The sequence below is a fragment of the Streptomyces beihaiensis genome (genome assembly GCF_026274175.1).
Taxonomy (GTDB): Bacteria; Actinomycetota; Actinomycetes; order Streptomycetales; family Streptomycetaceae; genus Streptomyces; species Streptomyces beihaiensis.
Window position 1 is genome coordinate 12,644 of record NZ_JAPHNL010000324.1, and the last position, 15,991, is coordinate 28,634.

14 protein-coding genes are annotated in these 15,991 nt (G+C 72.0%); 8 read left to right on the forward strand and 6 right to left on the reverse strand.

All coding sequences use genetic code 11. The features are described from left to right. Positions 1 to 239 precede the first annotated feature (239 nt). From pdhA to OFY01_RS29730, 3 genes are read left to right on the forward strand one after another with little or no spacing between them, the layout of a single operon-like run. A complete protein-coding gene (gene pdhA, locus OFY01_RS29720; RefSeq protein WP_266605158.1) occupies positions 240 to 1,502 on the forward strand; it encodes a pyruvate dehydrogenase (acetyl-transferring) E1 component subunit alpha in 1,263 nt (420 codons plus the stop codon). Between the two features lie 5 nt (positions 1,503 to 1,507). Further along, positions 1,508 to 2,488, forward strand: a complete 981-nt coding sequence (locus OFY01_RS29725) for an alpha-ketoacid dehydrogenase subunit beta (RefSeq protein ID WP_266605159.1) — start codon at positions 1,508 to 1,510, stop codon at positions 2,486 to 2,488. Between the two features lie 14 nt (positions 2,489 to 2,502). Continuing rightward, positions 2,503 to 3,927: a dihydrolipoamide acetyltransferase family protein gene (locus tag OFY01_RS29730; RefSeq protein ID WP_266605160.1), complete on the forward strand. Its 1,425-nt coding sequence runs from the start codon at positions 2,503 to 2,505 to the stop codon at positions 3,925 to 3,927. 66 nt (positions 3,928 to 3,993) lie between these two features. Here the strand turns inward: OFY01_RS29730 and OFY01_RS29735 are convergent, their stop codons facing one another. Then, on the reverse strand, positions 3,994 to 4,857 hold the full coding sequence (locus tag OFY01_RS29735; protein WP_266605161.1) for a D-alanyl-D-alanine carboxypeptidase family protein: 864 nt from the start codon (positions 4,855 to 4,857) through the stop codon (positions 3,994 to 3,996). A 149-nt stretch (positions 4,858 to 5,006) separates the two neighbouring features. Between OFY01_RS29735 and OFY01_RS29740 the strand changes: the two genes are divergently transcribed. Together OFY01_RS29740 and OFY01_RS29745 are read left to right on the forward strand one after the other, a co-directional pair. Continuing rightward, positions 5,007 to 5,693, forward strand: coding sequence for a GntR family transcriptional regulator (locus OFY01_RS29740; RefSeq protein WP_266605162.1), 687 nt, complete (start codon positions 5,007 to 5,009; stop codon positions 5,691 to 5,693). Continuing rightward, a complete protein-coding gene (locus OFY01_RS29745) occupies positions 5,690 to 7,009 on the forward strand; it encodes an MFS transporter (protein WP_266605164.1) in 1,320 nt (439 codons plus the stop codon). The genes OFY01_RS29740 and OFY01_RS29745 overlap by 4 nt, the downstream gene beginning before the upstream one ends. A gap of 74 nt (positions 7,010 to 7,083) precedes the next feature. Here the strand turns inward: OFY01_RS29745 and OFY01_RS29750 are convergent, their stop codons facing one another. Then, entirely contained in the window at positions 7,084 to 7,908 is an 825-nt protein-coding gene (locus OFY01_RS29750; protein ID WP_266605166.1) for a maleylpyruvate isomerase family mycothiol-dependent enzyme, read from the reverse strand. A 237-nt stretch (positions 7,909 to 8,145) separates the two neighbouring features. Between OFY01_RS29750 and OFY01_RS29755 the strand changes: the two genes are divergently transcribed. Further along, positions 8,146 to 8,946 carry a carbon-nitrogen family hydrolase gene (locus tag OFY01_RS29755; RefSeq protein WP_266605168.1) on the forward strand — a complete coding sequence of 267 codons (801 nt, stop codon included), beginning with the start codon at positions 8,146 to 8,148 and terminating at the stop codon, positions 8,944 to 8,946. 240 nt (positions 8,947 to 9,186) lie between these two features. Here the strand turns inward: OFY01_RS29755 and OFY01_RS29760 are convergent, their stop codons facing one another. After that, the gene (locus OFY01_RS29760; RefSeq protein WP_266605169.1) at positions 9,187 to 9,684 is read right to left on the reverse strand and encodes an LURP-one-related/scramblase family protein; all 498 of its coding nucleotides are present in this window, start codon (positions 9,682 to 9,684) and stop codon (positions 9,187 to 9,189) included. Between the two features lie 114 nt (positions 9,685 to 9,798). Next, a complete protein-coding gene (locus OFY01_RS29765) occupies positions 9,799 to 10,746 on the reverse strand; it encodes a helix-turn-helix domain-containing protein (RefSeq protein WP_266605180.1) in 948 nt (315 codons plus the stop codon). A gap of 190 nt (positions 10,747 to 10,936) precedes the next feature. Here OFY01_RS29765 and OFY01_RS29770 point away from each other — a divergent pair, with 190 nt between their 5' ends. Next, the gene (locus OFY01_RS29770) at positions 10,937 to 11,362 is read left to right on the forward strand and encodes a cupin domain-containing protein (protein ID WP_266605171.1); all 426 of its coding nucleotides are present in this window, start codon (positions 10,937 to 10,939) and stop codon (positions 11,360 to 11,362) included. Between the two features lie 3 nt (positions 11,363 to 11,365). Next, positions 11,366 to 13,225, forward strand: coding sequence for an NHL domain-containing thioredoxin family protein (locus OFY01_RS29775; protein ID WP_266605173.1), 1,860 nt, complete (start codon positions 11,366 to 11,368; stop codon positions 13,223 to 13,225). 21 nt (positions 13,226 to 13,246) lie between these two features. Here OFY01_RS29775 and OFY01_RS29780 read toward each other — a convergent pair whose 3' ends face one another. Together OFY01_RS29780 and OFY01_RS29785 are read right to left on the reverse strand one after the other, a co-directional pair. Further along, positions 13,247 to 13,915: a hypothetical protein gene (locus tag OFY01_RS29780; protein ID WP_266605175.1), complete on the reverse strand. Its 669-nt coding sequence runs from the start codon at positions 13,913 to 13,915 to the stop codon at positions 13,247 to 13,249. 122 nt (positions 13,916 to 14,037) lie between these two features. Continuing rightward, positions 14,038 to 15,991 (reverse strand): AAA family ATPase (locus OFY01_RS29785; RefSeq protein ID WP_266605177.1); only part of this gene is annotated, 1,954 nt, incomplete at its 5' end.

Consider the following 15,991-nt stretch of genomic DNA (forward strand, 5'->3'; position numbering starts at 1 on the left):
GACGCGGTTAGTAGGAGTTCCACGTATCCACATACTTGGAAATCCAAGCAAAATCGCAGGTCAGGTGGGGTTTCGCAGATGTGCGACGCACTGGGTAACGTGCTGAGTGCAGGGCGCTCGCCGGGGCACATTCCACGCCTGTTCCGGCGGCACACCCACCCCGTGTGTGGACGGATCAGGCGAGCCGAGCCGACTGGCCATCCGGCAATCCCGGGGGCCGGACCGACGGAGGAGCACACGTGACCGTAGACAGTGCTGACAGCACTGCCGCCGCGCAGCAGGCACAGCCGCCGCGCAAGCGGGCAGCCGCCAAGAAGACGGCGGCCAAGAAGGCTACGCATACGAAGAAGGCTGCTGCGAAGAAGTCCCCGAAGCGGTCTCCCGAGACGGCGCCCCGCGAGACGCCCCAGGGACAGTCCGAGCTGGTCCAGTTGCTGACCCCCGAGGGCGAGCGGGTCGCGAACCCGGAGTTCGACGCGTACGTCGACGCCGTCACGGACGACGAGCTGCGGGGCCTGTACCGCGACATGGTGATGTCACGTCGCTTCGACGCCGAGGCCGTCACCCTGCAGCGCCAGGGCGAGCTGGGCCTGTGGCCGTCGCTGCTCGGCCAGGAGGCGGCGCAGGTCGGTTCGGGCCGCGCCACCCGCCGGGACGACTACGTCTTCCCGACCTACCGCGAGCACGGCGTCGCCTGGTGCCGCGGCGTCGACCCGACCAACCTGCTGGGCATGTTCCGCGGCGTGAACAACGGCGGCTGGGACCCGGGCAGCAACAACTTCCACCTGTACACCATCGTGATCGGCTCGCAGACGCTGCACGCGACCGGCTACGCGATGGGCGCCGCCAAGGACGGCACGGACTCGGCGGTCATCGCCTACTTCGGCGACGGCGCGTCCAGCCAGGGCGACGTGGCGGAGTCCTTCACGTTCGCCGCGGTCTACAACGCCCCGGTCGTGTTCTTCTGCCAGAACAACCAGTGGGCGATCTCCGAGCCGACCGAGCGGCAGACCCGTGTGCCGCTCTACCAGCGCGCGCAGGGCTACGGCTTCCCCGGCGTGCGCGTGGACGGCAACGACGTGCTCGCCTGCCTGGCCGTGACCCGGTGGGCGCTGGAGCGGGCGCGGCGCGGCGAGGGCCCGACGCTGGTCGAGGCGTTCACGTACCGGATGGGCGCGCACACCACGTCCGATGACCCGACGCGCTACCGGGCCGACGACGAGCGCGCGTCCTGGGAGGCGAAGGACCCGATCGAGCGCCTGCGCGCGTATCTCGCGTCCCAAACTGACACGGACGAGGGATTTTTCGCGGAACTCGACGCGGAGAGTGAAGCGTTGGGCAAGCGAGTGCGCGAGGTGGTGCGGGCCATGCCGGACCCGGGCCACATGGCCATCTTTGAAAACGTGTACGCGGACGGGCATGCGCTCGTGGACGAGGAGCGCGCTCAGTTCGCCGCCTACCAGGCGTCGTTCGCGGATGAGCCTGCCGGGGAAGGGGTCTGAGCACCATGGCGGTGAAGAAGCTTCCGATCGCCAAGGCGATCAACGAGTCGCTGCGCACGGCGCTGGAGAACGACCCCAAGGTCCTGGTCATGGGCGAGGACGTCGGCAAGCTCGGCGGCGTCTTCCGCGTGACGGACGGGCTGCAGAAGGACTTCGGCGAGGAGCGGGTCATCGACACCCCGCTGGCCGAGTCCGGCATCGTCGGCACCGCGATCGGCCTGGCCCTGCGCGGCTACCGTCCGGTCGTGGAGATCCAGTTCGACGGGTTCGTCTTCCCGGCCTACGACCAGATCGTCACGCAGTTGGCGAAGATGCACGCGCGGGCGCTCGGCAAGGTCAAGGTGCCCGTCGTCATCCGTATCCCGTACGGCGGCGGCATCGGCGCGGTCGAGCACCACAGCGAGTCGCCCGAGGCGCTGTTCGCGCACGTGGCGGGCCTGAAGGTCGTCTCGCCGTCGAACGCGAGCGACGCCTACTGGATGCTCCAGCAGGCCATCCAGAGCGACGATCCGGTGATCTACTTCGAGCCGAAGCGGCGCTACTGGGACAAGAGCGAGGTCGACACCGAGGCGGTCCCCGGCGCCCTGCACAGGGCGGTCGTGGCGCGCGAGGGCGCCGACCTGACCCTGGCGGCGTACGGGCCGATGGTGAAGGTCTGCATGGAGGCGGCCGCGGCGGCCGAGGAGGAGGGCAAGTCCCTGGAGGTCGTCGACCTGCGCTCCATCTCGCCCATGGACTTCGACACCGTGCAGCGCTCGGTGGAGAAGACCCGGCGGCTCGTCGTCGTGCACGAGGCCCCGGTCTTCCTGGGCTCCGGCGCGGAGCTCGCCGCGCGGATCACCGAGCGGTGCTTCTACCACCTGGAGGCGCCCGTGCTGCGGGTCGGCGGGTATCACGCGCCGTATCCGCCCGCGCGCCTGGAGGACGAGTACCTGCCGGGTCTCGACCGGGTGCTCGATGCCGTCGACCGCTCGCTGGCGTACTGAGGAGGGCCGCAGCCATGGTGCGTGAGTTCAAGATGCCCGACGTGGGCGAGGGCCTGACCGAGGCCGAGATCCTCAAGTGGTACGTACAGCCCGGTGACACCGTCACCGACGGGCAGATCGTGTGCGAGGTCGAGACGGCCAAGGCCGCCGTCGAGCTGCCGATCCCGTACGACGGGGTGGTGCGCGACCTGAGGTTCCCCGAGGGAACGACGGTCGACGTCGGCCAAGTGATCATCGAGGTCGACGCGGGAGGCTCCGCCGGTGCGGCGCAGGCCGTGGCCGAGCCCGTCGCCGTCGCCGCCGAGCCGGCCCCCGCCGCGGAGCCGGTCCCCGACGCGGAGCCGGTCCCCGCGGCCGAGGTGGCTACCGGCGGCCGTACGCCCGTGCTCGTCGGGTACGGGGTCGCCGAGTCCTCCACCAAGCGGCGGGCCCGCAAGGGAGCCGGGGCGGAAGCCTCCGTTCCCGCCCCCGCCCCCGCCGCGGCGGCCAACGGCACGGTCACCCGGGAGCGGCCGCTCGCCAAGCCGCCCGTGCGGAAGCTGGCCAGGGACCTGGGGGTCGATCTGGCCACCGTCATCCCGTCGAGCCCGGACGGGATCATCACCCGCGAGGACGTGCACGCGGCCGTCGCCCCGCCGGAGCCCGCCGCACCGGCGGCGCCCGCCCAGGCCCCCGCGGCGCCGGTGAGCACGGCCGTCGCGGCCCCGGCCCCCGCTCCGTACGACACCGCGCGCGAGACGCGCATCCCGGTCAAGGGCGTGCGCAAGGCGACGGCGCAGGCGATGATCGGTTCGGCGTTCACGGCACCGCACGTCACGGAGTTCGTGACCGTCGACGTGACGCGCACGATGAGGCTCGTCGAAGAGCTGAAGGCCGACAAGGACATGGCGGGGCTGCGGGTCAACCCGCTGCTCCTCGTCGCCAAGGCGCTGCTCGTCGCGATCAAGCGGAACCCGGACGTCAACGCGGCCTGGGACGAGGGGCACGACGGGAAAGCCGAGATCGTCCACAAGCACTATGTGAACCTGGGCATCGCCGCGGCCACGCCCCGCGGCCTGATCGTGCCGAACATCAAGGACGCCCACGCCAAGACGCTGCCCGAACTGGCGTCCGCGCTCGGTGACTTGGTGTCCACCGCCCGCGAGGGCAAGACGTCCCCGGCCGCGATGCAGGGCGGGACCGTCACGATCACCAACGTGGGTGTCTTCGGCATCGACACCGGTACGCCCATCCTGAACCCCGGTGAGTCGGCGATCCTCGCCATGGGTGCGATCAAGCTCCAGCCGTGGGTCCACAAGGGCCGGGTCAGGCCGCGTCATGTGACGACGCTGGCCCTCTCCTTCGACCACCGCCTGGTCGACGGGGAGCTGGGCTCCAAGGTGCTGGCCGACGTGGCGGCCGTCCTGGAACGCCCCAAGCGGCTCATCACCTGGGCCTGACCGCGCGGAAGGGCGCCCCCGTGCCGTGCGCGCGGGCGCCCTTCCTGCCGGCCAGTCGTTACGTGGTCACTTCTTGAAGCCGTAGTTCATGAGCTTCTTCGCGTCGCTCGCCCGAGCGCCGAGCGACGACGACTTCAGGACCGTGCCGATGACGGTCCTGCCGTGCCGGGTCGCCGCGAAGACCAGGCAGTAGCCGGCCTGCGGGCCCGAGCCGGTCTTGACGCCGATGGTGCCGGAGTAGGTGCCGAGCAGGGTGTTGGTGTTGGTCCACGACATGTAGCGGTAGCCGCCGGACCTGGTCGTGACCTTCTGCCTGGTGTGCTTCGTCCGCACGATCGAGCGGAACGTGGAGTTCTTCATCGCGCTGCGCGCGATCTTCGTCAGGTCGCGCGGCGTCGAGTAGTTGTGGCCGTTGCCGATGCCGTCGAAGGAATCGAAGTGCGTGTTCTTCAGGCCGAGGCTCTTCGCGGTCCTGTTCATCTTGCCGATGAAGGACTTCACGCGGGCCGAGCGGGTGCGGCCCGAGCCGTACGCGTCGGCGAGGGCGTAGGCGGCGTCGCAGCCCGAGGGCAGCATCATCCCGTAGAGGAGCTGGCGGACGGTCACCTTGTCGCCGACGATCAGGTGGGCGAGCGAGGCGTTGTGCCTGACGACGTAGTCGCTGTACGCCTTCTTGATCGTGACCTTGTGGTTCAGGTCGAGGTGCTTCTGGGACAGCACCACCTCCGCCGTCATGATCTTGGTGGTGGAGCCGGTCGAGCGGCGGGTGTCGGCGGCCTTGGCGAACAGGGTCCTGCCGGTTCCGGCGTTCATCAGGTAACCGCCCTGGGCGGCGATCCTCGGCCTGGCCGGTGCGGCGGCCTGCGCGGAGCCGGAGAGGACCGTGCCGGTGAGCACGGCGCTCGTGGCGAGAAGGGCGATGCCCGACATGCGAGTATTCAAGTTCAACGCTCCAAATGCCCCTGAAGTGCGGCCACTTGGACGGCCGCCCCTTCTGTAGGAGACAGCCGGGAGCGGTGCGGGGTTCCGCATGGTGGACGGCCCGAGCCATGCGTACGTGTTGTATCTATGATGCGCACATGCCTTCCTCACCCTTTCCGCCCTCCGCGACCGTGCCCTCCGTGGCGGAAAAACGTCCCCCTGCCGCCGAACGCGTCTACGACCATGTCAAGCGGGGCGTTCTGGAGCGCCGTTACGAGGGCGGGACCCTGCTCACCGAGGGCGAGCTCGCCGAGGCCGTCGGGGTGTCGCGGACCCCGGTGCGGGAGGCGCTGCTCAAGCTGGAGGTCGAGGGGCTGCTCAGGCTCTACCCGAAGAAGGGCGCCCTGGTCCTGCCGGTCTCCGCGCAGGAGATCGCGGATGTCGTGGAGACCCGGCTGCTGGTGGAGGAGCACGCGGTCCGCAAGGCCGTGCCCGCGTCGCCGAGGCTCGTCGAGCGGCTGACCGAGCTGCTGGCGCGGCAGCGGGAGCAGGCCGCTGCCGGGCAGTTCGTCGAGGCGTCCGCCACCGACCGCTGCTTCCACGCCGAGATCGTGCGCAGCGGCGGCAACGAGATCCTCTCCCGCCTCTACGACCAACTGCGCGACCGGCAGCTGCGGATGGGGGTCGCCGTGATGCATTCCCACCCGGACCGGATCGCCAAGACCCTCGCCGAGCACGGTGAGCTGCTCGACGCGCTGCGCGCCGGTGAGACGGAGGCGGCGGTCGCCGTCGTCACGCGGCACGTGGGCTGGTTCCAGAACCTGGCGCGAGGTGACGTGCGATGAGCTCCGCCGACACCGCCGCGGCCGCGGGACGGCTGCCGGGCGACCCGCCCGGGGGCCGCAGGGCCGTCCTGGTCTGGTCGATCGGCGTCTCCGTCTACTTCGTCGCCGTCATCTTCCGCACGTCGTTGGGGGTGGCGGGCCTCGACGCGGTGCAGCGCTTCCACATCAACGCCTCCGCCCTGTCGACGTTCTCGATCCTCCAGCTGCTGGTGTACGCGGGCATGCAGATACCCGTCGGCCTGATGGTCGACCGGCTCGGCACCAAGCGGGTGCTGACACTGGGCGTGGTGCTGTTCACTCTGGGACAGCTGGGCTTCGCGTTCTCGTCGTCGTACGCCATGGCGCTGGTGTCGCGGGCGCTGCTCGGGTGCGGTGACGCGATGACGTTCATCAGCGTGCTGCGGCTCGGTACGCGGTGGTTCCCGGCGCGGCGCGGGCCGCTGGTCGCGCAGTTGGCGGGGCTCGTCGGGATGGCGGGGAACCTCGTCTCGACGCTGGTGCTCGCGCGGCTGCTGCACGGGGTCGGCTGGGAGGCGGCGTTCGCGGGCAGCGCGCTGGCGGGTGTGGCGGTGCTGGTCTTGATGCTGCTGTTCCTGAAGGACCATCCGGAGGGCTTCGAGCCGGCGCCGATGCCGGCCACGCACCGGGGCGCGGCGTACGTGCGGGCGCAGATCGCGGCGGCGTGGCGGGAGCCCGGGACGCGGCTCGGGCTGTGGGTGCACTTCACGACGCAGTTCCCCGCGATGGTGTTCCTGTTGCTGTGGGGACTGCCGTTCCTGGTGCAGGCGCAGGGGCTCTCGCGGGGGACGGCCGGGGAGCTGCTGACGCTGGTCGTCCTCTCCAACATGGTCATAGGGCTGGTGTACGGGCAGATCGTGGCGCGCCACCACGCGGCGCGACTGCCGCTGGCGCTGGGGACGGTGGGGACGACGGCGACGCTGTGGGCGATGCCGGTGGTGTGGCCGGGGCAGTCGCCGATGTGGCTGCTCGTGGCGATGTGTGTGGTGCTCGGGGCGTGCGGGCCCGCGTCGATGATCGGGTTCGACTTCGCGCGTCCCGCGAATCCGCCGGAGCGGCAGGGAACGGGCTCCGGGATCGTCAACATGGGCGGGTTCATCGCCTCGATGACGACGCTGCTGGCGGTCGGGGTGCTGCTCGACGCGACCGGCGACAACTACCGGGTGGCGTTCTCGGCGGTGTTCGTGTTGCAGACGGCCGGGGTGAGCCAGATCCTGCGGTTGCGCAAGCGGGCGGCTCGGCGGGAGCGGGAGCGGTTGGTGGCGTCCCGCGTGTCGAGCGTGCACGTTCCGGTGTGACCGGGCCGCCCGGCCCCACGGGGGTGGGGCCCGACCGTGTGTTCCCGCGGCGGGGACGGGCCTTGCCCGGGTGATTACGGCGTGATCGTCATCGCGGTCAGGATGGCGGTCACCAGGGCGGGGTCGCCCTCCGTCTTCAGGCGGTCCGACGCCGCATCGGGGGTGACGCGGCCGCAGGCGAGGCGGACGAACGTCTCCCAGTCCATGGAGAGCGTGGCCGCCGGACCGAGAGACGGGGAGCCGTCGATCGTGCCCTTGCCCTGCGCGTCGACCCGTACCGTCCGCAGGAACTCCACGGGCCCGTGCACGTCGAAGACGACCGCCGAGTTCGCGGGGGCGCCTGCGTCCTTCGCGACGATCTTCGGCAGGACGGCCAGGACCATGTCGCGGGTGATGTGGGCGCCGGGGGAGTCGAGGTTGCCGGGCTTGCCGAGCGCCGTCCGCAGGTCCTGCTCGTGCACCCAGATGTCGAACGCCCGCCTGCGCAGCGCGAATTCCAGGGTCTCCTCGATGCCGCGCGGGCCCCGCACGATCGTCTCGGGGTCACGCGACTCGTTCCGCAGGTGCCGCGAGCGGCGGATGATCGTGTACTCCAGTTCGGAGACCATCTCCGGCGCCGTGTGGTGGCGGCGGACGTCGACCTGGACCTCCTGGTAGCGCTGGGCCTCCGTCTGCACGTGGTAGAGGTCGCGCGGCAGCGAGTGGATGGGGCGGGGGTCCCCGAGCATCTCGCAGTCGACGCCGATCACATGGGAGACGATGTCGCGCACCGACCATCCAGGACAGGGCGTCGCCCGGTTCCACTCGCCCTCCGTCAGCGGTGTGACCAGCTCGGATATCGCTTCCACGGAGTGGGTCCAGGCGTCGGCGGAGGACTGAAGGCTGGGGTGGAGACTCACGGAAGGGGACCCCTCGGGCGGTTGAACGGGCGGTTGATCGGCTGGTTGATCGAGTCGTTGATCGGTCGGCGAGGACGGTGGTCGTTCGGCGGCGGTCGGCGGGCGTCGGCGCGGGCGGTGGGTGTCTCGGAACGCTAAGTTACGCTGCCCGGAGGCACCCCGGCAGCGCTTTCGTGTGACGATCGTAGGGCTGTTGTTGACCGTAGCGGACGGCTCGAATGCCAGGACGGTGGTACTGTGCGCGCTTCTCTCCTCCAGATCGCGGTAAATGAGGGCGAATCGGTCAAAGCGCGGCGTGAGCGGGTGAGTTCGCTGGTACGGGACGAGGCCGGGCGCGCGGATCTGGTCGTGCTGCCCGAGCTGTGGACGACCGGGGCGTTCGCGTACGAGCTGTTCGCGGCGGAGGCCGAGCCGTTGGAGGGGCCGACGTACGAGGCCATGGCGGAGGCCGCGCGCGAGGCCGGGGTGTGGCTGCACGCCGGGTCGATCCCCGAGCGGGACCCGGAGGGTCCGCTGTACAACACCGCGCTCGTCTTCACGCCCGAGGGAGAGCCGGCGGCGGCCTACCGCAAGATCCACCGGTTCGGCTTCGACAAGGGTGAGGCCGTGCTGATGAGCGCCGGGCGGGAACTGGTCACGGTGCGGCTTCCGGAGACCGTGGTGGGCGTGAGTACGTGTTACGACCTGCGATTTCCCGAGCTGTACCGGGGGCTTGTGGACCGGGGCGCCCAGACGCTGGTGGTGGCCGCCGGGTGGCCGGAGCGGCGCCGGGCGCACTGGTCGCTGCTGGCACGGGCGCGGGCCGTGGAGAACCAGGCGTACGTGCTGGCGTGCGGGAGCGCGGGCGAGCACGCCGGGGTCGTGCAGGCCGGGCACAGTGTCGTGGTCGATCCGTGGGGCGAGGTCGTCGGGGAGGCGGGGGCCGGGGAGGAAGTGCTGCGGGTCGACTTCGATCCGGGCCGGGTCGACGTGACCCGGGACCGATTCCCCGCGCTCAAGGACCGGGTACTGGGCCTGGCGGCGCCGCGACGCGGGTGACCCTGCGGCGGCGGCGCCAACGCACCGTGGCGGGCCTTGCCCGGTTGGGGGCGCGCCGCCGCGCTGTGGTCGGTCGTGCCCGGTCGGGCGCGCCGCGCCGAGGGTGCCGCCTTGCCCACCCTGTCGCCCTGCCCCGTCTGCCGCCCCGGCGGAAGAGCGTCCAAGTCGGCTCGCGGCCCCGGCAGGTGCGTGGCAGCGTCCACGTCGGCTCGCGGCCCCGGCAGGGCCGCCGCGCCGCCCCTAGTCCACCTCGCCCGCCTCCTTCTCCGCCAGGTGGATGACGCAGACCGCCACCGCGATCAGCAGCGCCGGATCGGTGTCGTCGCGGATGACGTCGATGCCGTACGTGTCGCGCAGCCGCAGGAAGCGGCGGGAGATGACGGCGAGCACCTCGCCGTCGTACTCCACCACGAACTCGCGGTCGAGGATCTTCCCGCTGACGTCCAGCTCGGTGCCGTCCACCAGCTCCACCCGGTAGTGGTTGCGCAGCAGAGACCAGCGCTTGCGCTTGATCCGGGCCAGTTCCTCGTCGCCGCGCTCGATGATCATCGTGTCGCGCAGCGCCAGCATCTTCTGGTGGATGTCGACGAGGACCCGCCCGTCGTGCCCCTTGAGCTCGAACGTGTCGCGCAGCCGCATCGCCTTGCCGTCGACGAGATATGCCTTGCGGCCGTGCTCGTCCTCGATCCAGTAGTCCTCGCCCACGGCGAAGAGCCGTTCTCTCACTTCGTAGCGCATACGTCGAACAGTGCCCGAAATCCGCGCCCGGACCCCTCCCACGGGGCCGCGCGGCCCGTTCCGTGCAACCGTTGGCGGTATTCGCGGGCCCCGCCGCGCTGCTCGGCAAGGTGTTCAGCACGCCGCTCTGCCGCCGAATCTCCTCCGGTACGCCGACGGGCTCAACCCCGTCACCCGTTTCACGTGAAACCGCAGATTGGCGGCGGTGCCCAGGCCGGTGCGCGCCGCCACCACGTCGAGCCGCTCCTCGCCCCGCTCGATCAACCGGCACGCCAGCGCCGTCCGTTCGGCAAGGAGCCACGCCAGCGGTGTCGTCCCCAGCTCGGCCCGGAACCTGCGGTGCAGCGTGGCCGGGCTGACGGCGGCGCGGGCGGCCAGATCGGCCACCACCAGCGGACGGTCGAGCCGCTCCTGCGCCCAGGCGATGACCGGCGCGAGCGAGGCGTCCGGCACGACGGGCAACGGGCGCTCCACGAACTGCCGTTGCCCGCCGTCCCGGTGGGCGGCGAAGACGAGGCGCCGGGAGACCGAGTTGGCCACCTCGGCGCCGTGGTCACACCGCACCAGGTAGAGCCCGAGGTCGAGCGCGGCTGCACTGCCGGCGGCGGTCAACACGTCACCCTCGTCGACGTACAGCACGTCCGGTTCCAGCAGCACCCTGGGGTGCAGCGCGCGGAACTCGTCCACCCACCGCCAGTGCGTGGTGGCGCGGCGCCCGTCGAGCAGCCCCGCCTCGGCGAGCGCGAACGCCCCCGTACAGAAACTGGCGACACGCGCCCCGCGCGCGTGGGTGCGGCGGATCGCGTCGAGCACGGGCGCGGTGCGCGGCACGACGTTGTCCGGCCGCCCCGGCACGATCAGCGTGTCCGCCGAGTCGACGGCGTCGAGCCCCGCGGTCCCGGTCATCGAGAAGAACCCGTGGTTCATCCGGAGGTCCGGCGCGGGCGTGCACAGCGTCAGCTCGTACAGGGGCGCCGCCCGCCCCAACTCCGGCCGGGGCAGCCCGAACACCTCGGTGGCGACGCCGACCTCGAACGGGTTCACCCCCTCGTCGACGATCACCACCACGCGGTGCGGCTCCTGCGGTCGCTGCGACTCGTGTGATCTCTGCGCCCTCGGCGGTCCCTGCGGACCCTGGGGCTCCTGCGACTCGTGCGGCTGATGCGGCTGGTACGGCTGATGCGAGGATCCTTGCGCCATGTGCGATGTCTAGCACTCGTGCGCGGCCGAGGGCCACCCGAGGATGGTGTGCATGAATCCCCTCTCTCGCCCCGGCTCCGGCCCTGCCCCTCGTTCCGTCTCCCTCTCCCAGGCCCTCCGGTCCTTCGACGCCCTGTGGAGCCCTCGTATCCTCACGACAGTCAACGACTACGACGTACGCGTCGCGAAGGCGGAGGGCGAGCACGTCTGGCACGTGCACGAGGACACGGACGAGTTCTTCCTGGTCGTCGAGGGCCGGCTGACGATCGCCCTGCGGGAGGACGACGGCGAACGCGAGGTCGTCCTCGACAAGGGCTCGGTCTTCACGGTCCCGCGCGGCACCTGGCACAAGCCCTCCGCGGCCCCCGGCACCGCGATCCTGCTCCTCGAACCGACCGGCACCGCCACCACGGGTGACGCCCACGACCCCGTACCGGACCATGTGGACTCGACCACCGGGCACGCATGGCACTCTTGAATCATGAACGACTCCGCCCCTGCCGATCCGGCTGCCGCCGCTGCCCGTCGCGCCCGTGTCCGTGCTCCTGAGCTGATCGGCAAGGGGGGCTGGCTGAACACCGGCGGCACAGAGCTGACCCTCGCCGACCTGCGAGGTAAGTGCGTTGTTGTGGATTTCTGGACCTTCTGTTGCATCAACTGCCTGCACGTCCTCGACGAGCTGCGCGAGCTGGAGGAGAAGCACCGGGACACTCTGGTGATCATCGGCGTGCACTCGCCGAAGTTCGTGCACGAGGCCGAGCACGCGGCGGTCGTGGACGCCGTCGAGCGGTACGGGGTGGAGCACCCGGTGCTCGACGACCCGGAGCTCGCGACCTGGAAGCAGTACGCGGTCCGCGCCTGGCCGACACTCGTCGTGATCGACCCGGAGGGGTACGTCGTCGCGCAGCACGCCGGTGAGGGGCACGCGCACGCCCTCGCGAAGCTCGTCGAGGAGCTGGAGGCGGAGCACGAGGCGAAGGGGACGCTGCGGCGCGGCGACGGGCCGTACGTGGCGCCCGAGCCGGTCGCCGGTGACCTGCGCTTCCCCGGGAAGGCGCTGCGGCTGCCGTCCGGGAACCTGCTGGTCTCCGACACCACCCGGCATCAGCTGGTCGAGCTGGCCGGCGACGGGGAGAGCGTCGTGCGGCGGATCGGCAGCGGTGAGCGCGGCTTCGGGCCCGATGCCTTCAACGAGCCGCAGGGGCTCGCCCTGCTCGACGAGAACACCGTGGTCGTCGCCGACACCGTGAACCACGCGCTGCGCGCCCTCGACCTGTCGACCGGAGCCGTCACCACGCTCGCCGGGACCGGGCGGCAGTGGTGGCAGGGGTCGCCGACCAGCGGGCCTGCCCTCGACGTGGACCTGTCCTCGCCGTGGGACGTGGCCGTGTTCGGCGGCAAGGTGTGGATCGCCATGGCGGGCGTGCATCAGCTGTGGACGTACGACCCGGAGACGAAGGCCGTCGCTGTCGCGGCGGGGACGACGAACGAGGGGCTTGTCGACGGGCCCGGTGACCAGGCATGGTTCGCGCAGCCGTCCGGGCTCGCCGCCTCGCTCGACGGGGAGCGGCTGTGGGTGGCCGACTCCGAGACGTCGGCGCTGCGGTACGTGGACCGGGACGGCGCCGTGCACACCGCCGTCGGCACCGGCCTCTTCGACTTCGGGCACCGCGACGGAGACGCGGGGCAGGCCCTGTTCCAGCACCCGCTGGGCGTCACCGCCCTGCCGGACGGCTCGGTCGCGGTCGCGGACACGTACAACCACGCGCTGCGCCGCTACGACCCGGCGAGCGGGCGGGTGACGACCCTCGCCACGGACCTGCGCGAGCCCAGCGACGCCGTGCTGGTGGAGGAGGCCGACGGAACGGGCGACATCGTGGTCGTGGAGTCCGCGCGGCACCGGCTGACCCGGCTGCGGCTGCCGGAGGAGGCGGTACGGGTCGAGTCCGTCGCCCACCGCACGCAGCGCGCCGCGACCGAGATCGCGGGCGGGGCCTTGCGCCTTGACGTCGTCTTCCAGGCGCCCGCCGGGCAGAAGCTGGACACCCGTTACGGCCCGTCTACCCGGCTGCTCGTCTCCGCGACGCCGCCCGAGCTGCTGGCGGCGGGCGACGGCGCGGGCACCGACCTCCACCGTGAGCTGACCCTGAACCCGGAGGTCACCGAGGGCGTGCTGCATGTCTCGGCGATGGCCGCCTCGTGCGACGACGACCCGGCCAACGAGTACCCCGCCTGCCATGTCCACCAGCAGGACTGGGGTGTTCCGGTACGGGTCGTCGCCGAGGGCGGGACGGAGCGCCTGCCGTTGGTGCTGGCCGGGATGGATCCGCAGGGGCACTGACCTCAGGCGGTCCCGGCGTTCTTACGGGTGGTAGATCTCGCGGACCGAGGCGGCGAGGCCGGTGCTGTCCTTGACGACGCGCACCTTGACGGAGCCCATCTTGGCGGCCTTGACCAGCTGGTCGTAGGTGCACGGTGTCGTGCCGCCCTGCTCGTCGGTGGAGACGCTGCCGTCCGCGGGGCCGCAGATCGCCGCGGCGCCGAGGATCTTGGTGGTGGTGTCGACGTCGAAGGCCTGGTTGCCGACCATCATCTTGTGGTCGGCCAGGTAGGTCAGGGTGCCGCTGTAACAGCCCTCGGCTCCACCGGTGTTGACGCACTGGTCGTGGCCGCGCGCCGGGTCGTCGCCCGAGGGGACGCTGCCGGAACTTGATCCGGATCCGGATCCGGATCCGGATCCGGATCCGGAGCCGGGGCCGGAGCCGGAACTGGTGCTGGAGCCGGAGCCGGAGCCGGTGTCGCTGGTCCGGCCGGTGCCCTTGGCGGGCGCGGCGCTCGCGGAGGGCGAGCCGTCGCTCGGCGCGGCGGAGTCGCCGGGTGTGGTCGAGGCCGACGCGGAGCTGGGAGCGGCCGCGCCGCTGTCCTTCGTGCCGCTGCCGTCGTCGCACGCGGTCAGCGTGAGGGCCAGCGCCGCCGCGGCGGCGACGGCCAGCGAGGCGTTCTTGGCGTTCGTGCGAAGGGCGGTGCGCATGTGGTCATCCCCCGAGTGGTGGTGGTCGCTTGCGTGACTCAGCCTTCCGCCCCGCGCTGCCGTTCCGCTAACGCCTGACTAACGAAACGTTGCCGCAGCCCGATACCAGGCCACCGCGCCGCTCAGGAGGGGTCCAGGGACGCCTGGAGGCGTTCCGCTCGGGCCCGGTAGGCGGCCTCGCCCGCCGGTCCGTCGAGCACCGCGGCGACCTCCCCGAGCCGGGTCAGGGCACGCACGGTACGGGCGGGCAGGTCCTCCTCCTCGGTGGCTTCGAGCGCGGAGAGCAGCGCGTCGCGGGCCTCCTGGTGGAGTCCGCTGTGGTGCAGGGCGACGCCGTACGACTCCCAGATCAGGGGTCGCCATCCGGCGATCTCCTCCTCGGGGATGGTCTCGAGGCAGCGCGCCACATGCCCGGCCGCCGCCGTGAAGTCGCGCTCGGCCAAGGCGAGATGGGTGGCGTGGTAGTGCTCAAGGGTGGGCGCGGTGGGGTGGTCGATGGCGCGGGCGGTGCGCGCGGCCTCGTCGAGCGCGGCGAGCGCGCCGTCGAAGTCGCCGAGGCGCTGGCGCACCATGCCGACGAGTACGAGGGTGTGCGCGGCGACCTCGGGCGCGAAGCTGCGCAGCGGGGCGAGCGAACCGGTCAGGTACGCCTCGGCCCGCGCGAACTGCCCGGTCTCCACGAGCAGCATCCCGGTCGTGGCGCGCAGCCGCCCCACGCCTTCGGCGCTGCCGACGCGCTCGGCGGCGGCGAGGGCCGTGCGCAGCGGCACCTGCCAGCCGGGGTGCGGCCGCCACTGCACCAGCGGCCACAGCACGGCGGCGATCCGCCAGGTGCGGCTGTCGTCGCCGAGCCGCGCGGCCGCGGCGACTGCGGCGACCAGGGACTCCTGCTCGTCGATGAACCAGGCGAGGACGGCGTCGCGGCTGGGGAAGTCCGGTACGGGGAACTCCGGTACGGGCAGGTTCGTTTCGAGGTCGTCGGGGGGTGGGACGGTGCGGTAACCGTTGGGATCGAAGACGTCCACGGCGGCGAGCTGGGCGCGCAGCCAGTGGTCGACGAGGCGACGGGTGACCGCGTCGGCACCGACGTCCGCGCCGAGGTCCGCGCCGACGCCGAGCCGGGTGGCGGGCAGCCCGCGGGCGTAGAGGCGCACGAGGTCGTGGAGGGTGTAGCGGCCGGGCGCGGCCTCCTGGACGAGGTGGGCGTCGGCAAGCCGGTCGAGGCCCGCGCGCGCCTCGGCCAGCGGGATGCCCGCGGCGGCAGCGGCGGCGTACGCGTCGCTCTCGCGGGTGAAGGAGTGGCCGAGCGCGGCGAGCAGCCGGGCGTCGGCGGCGTCGAGGCGGGCGACGGAGGCGCGCAGCGCGGTCTCGACACCGGTGTCCTCGACGGAGAGCAGGGCGAGCCGGGCCTGCTCGTCGGCGAGTTCGACGGCCAGGTCGGCGACGGTCCGGTGCCGCCTGGCCCGTACGCGCGCGGCGGCGATGCGCAGGGCGAGCGGCAGGCCGTCACAGAGCCGGGCCACGGTGCGTACGGCGGCGGCGTCCGACTCCGGGACGCCGTCGAGCGCGCCGGTCAGCAGCCGTGCGGCCTCGTCCTCGTCGAGCACGTCGACCGGGACGGGCGTCGCGCAGTCCGAGGCCATGATGCCGTCGAGGCGCGTGCGGCCGGTGACGACGGTGGCGCAGGCGGTGCCGCCGGGCAGCAGCGGGCGGACCTGGGCGGAGTCCTTGGCGTTGTCGAGCACGACGAGCAGGCGCCGCTCCTTGACCAGGGAGCGGAAGAGCGCGGCGGCGGCCTCCGGTGAGGCGGGCACGGCCGGTGCCTCCACGCCGAGGGCGAGCAGGAACTCGCGCAGTACGTCGGCGGGTTCGGCCGGGTCGGTGCCGCTGTGGCCGCGCAGGTCGGCGAAGAGGCGGCCGTCCGGGTAGGCGGCGCAGTGGGTGTGCGCCCAGTGCACGGCGAGCGAGGTCTTGCCGACGCCCGCGGGCCCGGTGACCAGCGCGATGGGCGCCTCGGCGGTGGCGAGGGCCTGCGTGACCCGGACGAGCTCGGCCTGCCGCCCGTGGAACCCGCGC

Excerpts from the sequence above, each read along its gene's own strand:
- OFY01_RS29735 (WP_266605161.1), bottom strand. The coding sequence starts at position 4,857 with ATGTCGGGCATCGCCCTTCTCGCCACGAGCGCCGTGCTCACCGGCACG.
- OFY01_RS29770 (WP_266605171.1), top strand. The coding sequence starts at position 10,937 with ATGAATCCCCTCTCTCGCCCCGGCTCCGGCCCTGCCCCTCGTTCCGTC.
- OFY01_RS29775 (WP_266605173.1), top strand. The coding sequence starts at position 11,366 with ATGAACGACTCCGCCCCTGCCGATCCGGCTGCCGCCGCTGCCCGTCGC.
- OFY01_RS29780 (WP_266605175.1), bottom strand. The coding sequence starts at position 13,915 with ATGCGCACCGCCCTTCGCACGAACGCCAAGAACGCCTCGCTGGCCGTC.
- OFY01_RS29745 (WP_266605164.1), top strand. The coding sequence starts at position 5,690 with ATGAGCTCCGCCGACACCGCCGCGGCCGCGGGACGGCTGCCGGGCGAC.
- OFY01_RS29730 (WP_266605160.1), top strand. The coding sequence starts at position 2,503 with ATGGTGCGTGAGTTCAAGATGCCCGACGTGGGCGAGGGCCTGACCGAG.
- OFY01_RS29725 (WP_266605159.1), top strand. The coding sequence starts at position 1,508 with ATGGCGGTGAAGAAGCTTCCGATCGCCAAGGCGATCAACGAGTCGCTG.
- OFY01_RS29740 (WP_266605162.1), top strand. The coding sequence starts at position 5,007 with ATGCCTTCCTCACCCTTTCCGCCCTCCGCGACCGTGCCCTCCGTGGCG.
- OFY01_RS29760 (WP_266605169.1), bottom strand. The coding sequence starts at position 9,684 with ATGCGCTACGAAGTGAGAGAACGGCTCTTCGCCGTGGGCGAGGACTAC.